Source organism: Alcanivorax sp. HI0007 (genome assembly GCF_001635525.1).
Lineage (GTDB): Bacteria > Pseudomonadota > Gammaproteobacteria > Pseudomonadales > Alcanivoracaceae > Alcanivorax.
This window is the reverse complement of the sequence record NZ_LWEJ01000024.1, coordinates 21,570-28,966: the sequence shown is the minus strand read 5'-3', so window position 1 is coordinate 28,966 and position 7,397 is coordinate 21,570. Positions and strand designations below refer to the sequence as shown.

Sequence of the window (7,397 nt, the reverse complement as noted above, 5' to 3'; positions counted from 1 at the left end):
GCGGCCTCTTTGCTTTCGTATTCCTCAAGCATCCAACCGCGAAACTATTAATTATTCATTATTAACTATTAATTGCTTTTTTGTCCCCTTCAGCATTCCCCTTTCCGCTATCCTCCCTATCATGGTAAACACGCTGTCACCCATAACGGTGTGATCAACAATCAACCAAACCGAGGTTTATCATGAAAGTACGCCTGCTGCTGGCCGGTCTGGCTCTGGCCTGTGCCGTTCCTGTTCTCCATGCCCAGACGCCGGAAGAGAAAGGTCTGGAAATCGCCCGCGAAGCGGATCGCCGCGGGGCGAGTTTTGGTGACTTTCAGGCGGACATGCGCATGGTGCTGATCACAGGACGTGGCGATACCTCTGAGCGCGAGTTGCGGGTCAGTACCCTGGAAGGCACCGGCGAGGAGGGGGACAAGAGCCTGACCATTTTCGATACGCCCCGGGATGTGCGTGGCACCGCCTTGCTGACCTACAGCTACAAGACCCGCGATGATGACCAGTGGCTCTATCTGCCGGCCCTGCGTCGGGTGAAGACCATTGCCTCGCGGAACAAGTCTGGCCCCTTTATGGGCAGTGAATTCAGTTTCGAGGACATGCGTGGCCAGGAAGTGGAGAAATACACTTACAAATACCTGCGCGACGAAGCCTGCGGTGAGCTCACCTGCTTTGTGATGGAACGCTACCCCACCGACGAGAACTCCGGCTACACCAGGCAGGTGGCCTGGATTGATCAGCAGGAATACCGCACCTGGAAGGTGGATTACTACGACCGCAAGAAATCCCTGCTGAAAACCCTCACCATGAGCGACTTTGCCCAGTACCAGGACCGGTTCTGGCAGCCCGGCAAGATGGCCATGGTCAATCATCAGACCGGCAAGGCCACCGACCTGTTCTGGAGCAACTATCGCTATGACACCGGCCTGACGGAAGCGGACTTCAACCAGAACAGTCTGAAACGGGCCCGTTGATCATGGTATGGCGACACAGTCTGGCTGCGCTGCTGGTGCTGCCATCCCTGGCGGTTGCCTGGGAGTTTCGTGGCGAGGCGGGCCTGGAAGGGCGTTACTTTACCCAGTCATCGCCCTATGAGGCGGCGGATTATTCCACCAATGGCTCCCTGTACCTGAAGGGCGAGGTCTTCCACGAGTGGAATAACCGGGATGATCTGTTCACCTTCATTCCCTATTTGCGGGTGGACGAGAACGATAGCGAGCGCACCCACGCCGATATTCGTGAGCTGTCATGGATTCATGTGGGCCGCGGCTGGGAATCCCGGGTGGGGATTCGCAAGGTGTTCTGGGGCGTGACGGAAGGACGGCACCTGGTGGATATCATCAACCAGACCGATCTGGTGGATCAGGTGGATGGCGAGGAAAAGCTTGGTCAGCCCATGCTCAATCTTTCCACGGTGCGGGACTGGGGCATTGTGGACCTGTTCCTGTTGCCCGGATTCCGTGAGCGCACTTATGCCGGAGAAGAGGGGCGACCGCGCACGCCGTTGCCGGTGTCTGACCAGGCCCGTTACGAATCCGGTGCCGAAGACAAACGGGTGGATGTGGCGTTGCGCTACCAGCAGTATTTCAATAATGGCCTGGAACTGGCGCTGTCCCATTTCTCCGGGACCAGCCGTGAACCCTTGCTGCTCCCGGAGGCCCTCAGCCCGCAACAACTGCAGGCCCTGCTGCTCACCGGCAGCCTGCCGGCCGGCAGCGATCCGCAGCTGGTGCCATTGTATAACGTGATTGACCAGACCGGCCTGGAGCTCCAGTACCTGAACAACGGCTGGCTATGGAAGCTGGAGGCCATTACCCGTTCCGGCCAGGGCGACCGCTTTACCGCCCTGGATGGTGGCTTCGAATATACCCAGGTGGGAGTGTTCGACGGCCCGGCGGATCTGGGCTGGCTGCTGGAGTACCTGTGGGAGGATCGGGATGAGGCGCTGGCATCCCCTTTCCAGGATGACGTTCTGCTGGCTACCCGGTTTACGTTCAACGATGTGGCGTCCACAGAGATTCTTGCCGGCGTGATTTACGACCTGGAAAACGACGAGAAAGCCATCAATCTGGAATCCAGTCGTCGTTTCGGCAACAACCTGAAGGCCTCCCTGGAAGCCCGTTTCTACACCGACACCGGCAAACCGCTCACTGCCTCGGAGTTGTATCTGTCGGCCCTGCAGGGCCGGGCAGAGAACCCGGGTCTGAGTCCGGTCAGCCGCTCCGACTTCATTCAGGCGGAAGTGGTGTATTACTTCTAAGTTTTCCGTAGGAGCGTCGCTGGCGGCGCGATTTGCCAGGCTGGGTTAAAAGCACATTTTCACCACAGAGGACACAGAACCCACTGAGTAAAAACAGGCTTGCTCCGTGGGCTTTGTGTCCTCTGTGGGAAACCGATCTTTTCAGAGCTTGGGCTATCGCGCCGCCAGCGACGCTCCTACAACGGGTTTTTGAATCCCCCCTTGACCCCCTACACACCCAAACGTATGTTTGAAACGTATGTTTTGAACACAGGGCGGGGCGCATGGCACAGGCGGGCACGGTTGACCGGATTCTGGATACCGCAGAGGTACTGTTTGCCCAGAAGGGCTTTGCGGAAACCAGTCTGCGTGCCATCACCAGCAAGGCCGGGGTCAACCTGGCGGCGGTGAACTATCATTTCGGTTCCAAGGAAGCGCTGATACAGGCGGTATTCGAACGCTTTCTGACGCCGTTCAGTGCGGCGCTCGGTGCCAAGCTGGATGAAATGGAAGCGACAGGCACGCCGGATACGCCGGAAAATGTGCTCGGCATCGTGTTTCGTCTGGCCCTAGGGACCCACCCGGAAGACCCCCAGCGCGCGGCCATTTTCTTTCGTCTCTCCGGGCAGGCCTACAGCCAGCCTCAGGGTCACTTGCGTGACTACCTGCACAAACACTACGGCGCTGTCTTTAAACGCCTGCAGGAGCACTTGCAGCGGGCGGTGCCGAGCGTACCGCCCATGGAGCTGTTCTGGCGGGTTCAGTTCAGTCTGGGCGCCGTGATCTTTACCCTGTCCGGCATGCAGTCCCTGCAGGCTATCAGCAAGGCCGACTTCAACCTGGATGTGAGCGCTGCAGATATCACCCGGCGCTTGTTGCCGTTCCTGGTCGGTGGCATCCAGGCCGACGTACCGGAGTAACATGCCTTCCCCTAGGAGCGTCGCTGGTGGCGCGATCAAAAGCAATTTCACCACAGAGAGCACCGAGCACACAGAGAAAGGCCTGTTCTTTTCCTCAGTGGCCTCTGTGCCCTCTGTGGTGAAATCAGTCTTCTAACGGCGTTGATCGCGCCGCCAGCGACGCTCCTACGGATTGTTCTGTGCCGTAATTACCTGGTCAGTTCGGTTCGCGGCTGCAAGTGGCCGCGTAGGGTGGTTCAATATGCAGGCGTTATTGCCTGAAAAGGATGGTATGGAACTGATCATTAACCTCTCTGAACAATGGCTGGAACTGCGCGGAGAGCGTACCGAGCGTTTTCCCGTGTCCACCGCCCGCAACGGGGCCGGCCAGGCCATGGGCAGCGAAGCCACGCCCCTGGGTCGGCATCTGGTTCGGGCCCGCTTCGGTGAGGGTCTGCCGGAAGGCGCGGTGCTGGCCGGGCGTAAATTCTCCGGGGAAATCTGCGATGCGACCAAGGTTCAGGAGCATCCCCATCGCGATTGGGTTCTTACCCGCATTCTCTGGCTGGGAGGCATGGAACCCGGCCATAATCTGGGCGGTGACGTGGATAGTTTCCGTCGCTTTATTTATATTCACGGCACACCGGACAGCGAACCCATGGGGGCGCCCGCGTCCCACGGCTGCATTCGGATGCGTAACGCGGACATAATTCGCGTTTTCGATCAGGTGCCGGTGGGTGCCGCTGTCACCATCACGGAATAACGATCACCAATCAGGATTGCCATGCCATCCGTTTCCCCCCTGCTGATGCTCGATCTGGAAGGACTCCAGGTCAGTGACGTGGAAAAAGACCTGCTGACCCACCCGGGGACGGGCGGGTTGATTCTCTTTACCCGTAATTATCAGGATCGGCAGCAGCTGGCGGAGCTGGTTCGCCAGATTCGTGCCGTGCGCCCGGAAATACTGATCGCCGTGGATCAGGAGGGAGGGCGCGTGCAGCGTTTCCGGGACGGCTTCGTGCGTCTACCGCCCATGGCCGCACTGGGACGTCGTTATGATCAGGCCCCGCAAGCTGCGGTGGCGGATGCCGCCTTGCTGGGTGAGCTGATGGCTTCGGAGCTGACCGAGCTGGATATCGATCTGAGCTTTGCCCCGGTATTGGATCTGGATTACGGCACCAGCACGGTGATCGGCGATCGCAGCTTTCATGGTGATGCGGATGCCATGATCGCCCTGGCCAGCGCGTTTATCGACGGCATGAGCGCCGCCGGCATGGCTGCCACCGGCAAGCATTTTCCCGGCCACGGCCATGTGGTGGCGGACTCCCATCTGGAGTTGCCGGTGGACCCGCGGCCGCTGGCCGAGATTGAAGCGGCGGACCTGCGTCCTTTTGTGGCGCTGGCACAAAAGCTGGACGGCATCATGCCCGCCCACGTGATTTACAGTGCAGTGGAAAACCAGACCGCCGGTTTTTCCCGTTACTGGCTGCAGACCCGATTGCGCGAGCAGATGGGCTTTCGCGGCGTGATCTTCTCCGATGACCTGTCCATGACCGGGGCCCATGGTGTGGGCGGTTATCCGGAGCGGGCGAGGGCAGCCCTGGAGGCAGGCTGTGACATGGTGCTCGCCTGCAACAACCGCGCCGGGGCGGAACAGGTGCTGGACTTCCTCGCCGCTACCCGTTTCAGCGGTCAGGTGCCGGCCAGCGGCCTGCGTGCCCGCCCGCGTCGCCCGATGGAAAATACCAAACGCCATGCTGCCACGGAGCTGGCGGCGGCATTGACTGAACTTCGCTAAGGACTCTCATGAACTGGGACTGGAACCAACTGTTGCAATGGCCGAACGTGGAGACCCCCACGGACATCTGGCTGACTCAACTGTTCATCATCGTGCTGTGCACGGTGTCGGTGAACTTTATCATGATGCGCGTCATCGACGTGCTCGACCGGCTGATCAACAAGACGGAAACCCTGTGGGACGACGCCCTGCTGGAAGCGGCGCGGATTCCGCTGCGGCTGGTGTTCTGGGTCGTGGGGCTGTCCGTATCGGTGGAACTGCTGCAAGCGGTAACCGAACAAGCCAATGAGTTGTTCGATCTTGCCCCCAAGGTGCGTCAGATCGCCTTTATCGTGATCATCGCCATGTTTCTCAATCGGTTTATCTCCTACACGGAGAAAAACCTGATCGACCCGTCGCGCATGCGCAAACCCATGGACCAGTCCACGGCGGCGGCCATTGCCAAGCTGTTGCGGGTGTCAGTAATCATTACCGCCCTGCTGATCGTGTTGCAGACCCTGGGCTACAGCATTTCCGGGGTGTTGGCCTTTGGCGGTATTGGTGGCATGGCGGTGGCCTTTGCCGCCAAGGATCTGCTGGCCAACTTCTTCGGTGGCATGATGGTCTACTTGGACAAGCCGTTCCGGGTAGGGGACTGGGTGCGCTCACCGGATCGTTCCATCGAGGGCACGGTGGAGAGCATCGGCTGGCGACTGACCTGTATCCGCACCTTCGACCAGCGCCCGCTGTATATCCCCAATGCCATGTTCACGACCGTGGTGCTGGAAAATCCATCGCGCATGCTCAACCGCCGCATCAACGAGAAAATCGGTATCCGCTACGAGGACTGGCAGAAAATGCCGGCTATCGTGGCGGAGGTGAAACAGATGCTGATTGATCACGAGGAGTTGGAAACCGACAGCCGTACCCTGATCGTGAATTTCGACAGTTACGGTGCCTCGCATCTGGAATTCTTTATCTATACCTTCACCAAGACCACCCAGTGGGTGCGTTACCATGAGATCAAGCAGGATGTGCTCATGAAGATCATGGCCATCGTCAACGAGCACGGGGCAGAGTTTGCCTTCCCCACCCGTACCCTGCATCTTGTCAGCCACAACGACGATCATCCCGCCACGGGCCTGGAAGACGACAACACCGAGGAAGCACAGCATGTCCATCGCTGAGGAGCTGCAACAGGAACTGATGCGGGTGCGCCGCGACGCTATCGAGCTGCATTCCGCCGATCAGGTTCAGGAAGCCATTGCCAAGCTGGCCTTCGAGGTGACCGAGGCCTACTCCGGCAAGGTGCCGGTGATGCTGACCATCATGAATGGCGGCATGATCTTTGCTGCCGAGCTGGTCAAGCGCCTGGATATTCCTCTGGAAATGGATTACCTGCATGCCAGTCGTTATCTCGGCGAAACCACTGGCGGTGCGGTGGAGTGGATCGTGACTCCCAATGCCAGCCTGGCCGGCAGGGACGTGCTGATCGTCGATGACATTCTCGACGTGGGCTCCACCCTGTTGTCCATTATCGATGCCTGCAAGGCCCAGGGGGCGGCGTCGGTAAAGACCTGTGTGCTGGTGGACAAGCAGCATGACCGCAAGGCACAACCCGGCCTCAAGGCTGATTTCACTGCGCTGGAAGCCGCGGATTATTACCTGTTCGGCATGGGCATGGACTACAAGGGTTTCTGGCGCAATGCGCCCGGCATTTACGCGGTAAAGGAAAGCTGAGCATGTTGGCGTTTATCGGAGGCACCGGCCTCACACGCATGGAAAACCTGCGCATTATCGACAGCCACACCCTTTCTACCCGTTTCGGGGCGCCTTCGGCCCCGATTGTGGAAGGCGAGCTGAACGGCAACAAGGTACTGTTCCTGGCCCGCCACGGGGACCCTCATGTGCTGCTGCCTCATCAGGTGAACTACCGGGCCAACCTGTCGGCCCTGAAAGAGGCTGGCACGACGGCCATTGTGGCGGTGAATGCGGTGGGCGGCATTACCGCCCAGGCGCCCACCGGTGGTCTGGTGCTGCCCGACCAGATTATCGACTACACCTGGGGGCGCGAGATGACCCTGTTCGATGATCCGGCGGAGCCACTGGTGCACGTGGATTTCAGCTGGCCGTTTGATAGCGCCTTGCGGAACGGACTCAAGGAAACACTGGCGGCGTCCGAACTCAAGTGGAATGACGGGGGCTGCTATGCCGCTACCCAGGGGCCTCGACTGGAAACCGCTGCAGAAATTGCCCGCCTGGAACGAGATGGCTGCGATATTGTCGGCATGACCGGCATGCCCGAAGCGGTACTGGCCCGGGAGCTCGAGCTGCCCTATGCCATGCTGTCACTGGTGGTAAACCCGGCAGCGGGCAAATCCAGCCACGAGATCACCATGGCGGAAATCGAAGCGGTCATTCACGATGGCATGGCCAATGTGTGCCGGGTGCTGGCAGATTTTGCCGGTAGCTACACTGCCTGATT

Annotated in this window: 8 protein-coding genes; all 8 read left to right on the top strand. The window is 59.5% G+C overall.

Annotated elements, in window-relative coordinates:
* The first annotated feature begins 182 nt into the window (after nt 1-182).
* The 8 genes from A3714_RS01875 (at nt 183) to A3714_RS01840 (ending at nt 7,395) form a co-directional block, all read left to right on the top strand.
* Complete coding sequence (locus tag A3714_RS01875) at nt 183-971, top strand: outer membrane lipoprotein-sorting protein (RefSeq protein WP_063509014.1); 789 nt, start codon at nt 183-185, stop codon at nt 969-971.
* A gap of 2 nt (nt 972-973) precedes the next feature.
* The gene (locus tag A3714_RS01870) at nt 974-2,257 is read left to right on the top strand and encodes a hypothetical protein (RefSeq protein WP_063525703.1); all 1,284 of its coding nucleotides are present in this window, start codon (nt 974-976) and stop codon (nt 2,255-2,257) included.
* A gap of 263 nt (nt 2,258-2,520) precedes the next feature.
* Nucleotides 2,521-3,156 carry a TetR/AcrR family transcriptional regulator gene (locus tag A3714_RS01865; RefSeq protein WP_062816513.1) on the top strand — a complete coding sequence of 212 codons (636 nt, stop codon included), beginning with the start codon at nt 2,521-2,523 and terminating at the stop codon, nt 3,154-3,156.
* Nucleotides 3,157-3,427: 271 nt separating this feature from the next.
* Entirely contained in the window at nt 3,428-3,898 is a 471-nt protein-coding gene (locus tag A3714_RS01860; RefSeq protein WP_063509729.1) for a L,D-transpeptidase, read from the top strand.
* A 21-nt stretch (nt 3,899-3,919) separates the two neighbouring features.
* Nucleotides 3,920-4,933, top strand: a complete 1,014-nt coding sequence (gene nagZ, locus A3714_RS01855; protein WP_231866030.1) for a beta-N-acetylhexosaminidase — start codon at nt 3,920-3,922, stop codon at nt 4,931-4,933.
* Nucleotides 4,934-4,941: 8 nt separating this feature from the next.
* Complete coding sequence (locus A3714_RS01850; protein WP_063509727.1) at nt 4,942-6,099, top strand: mechanosensitive ion channel family protein; 1,158 nt, start codon at nt 4,942-4,944, stop codon at nt 6,097-6,099.
* Nucleotides 6,086-6,652 carry a hypoxanthine-guanine phosphoribosyltransferase gene (locus tag A3714_RS01845; RefSeq protein WP_062816516.1) on the top strand — a complete coding sequence of 189 codons (567 nt, stop codon included), beginning with the start codon at nt 6,086-6,088 and terminating at the stop codon, nt 6,650-6,652. The genes A3714_RS01850 and A3714_RS01845 overlap by 14 nt, the downstream gene beginning before the upstream one ends.
* 2 nt (nt 6,653-6,654) lie before the next feature.
* Nucleotides 6,655-7,395: an S-methyl-5'-thioinosine phosphorylase gene (locus tag A3714_RS01840; protein ID WP_082844792.1), complete on the top strand. Its 741-nt coding sequence runs from the start codon at nt 6,655-6,657 to the stop codon at nt 7,393-7,395.
* The last annotated feature ends 2 nt before the right edge of the window (nt 7,396-7,397 follow it).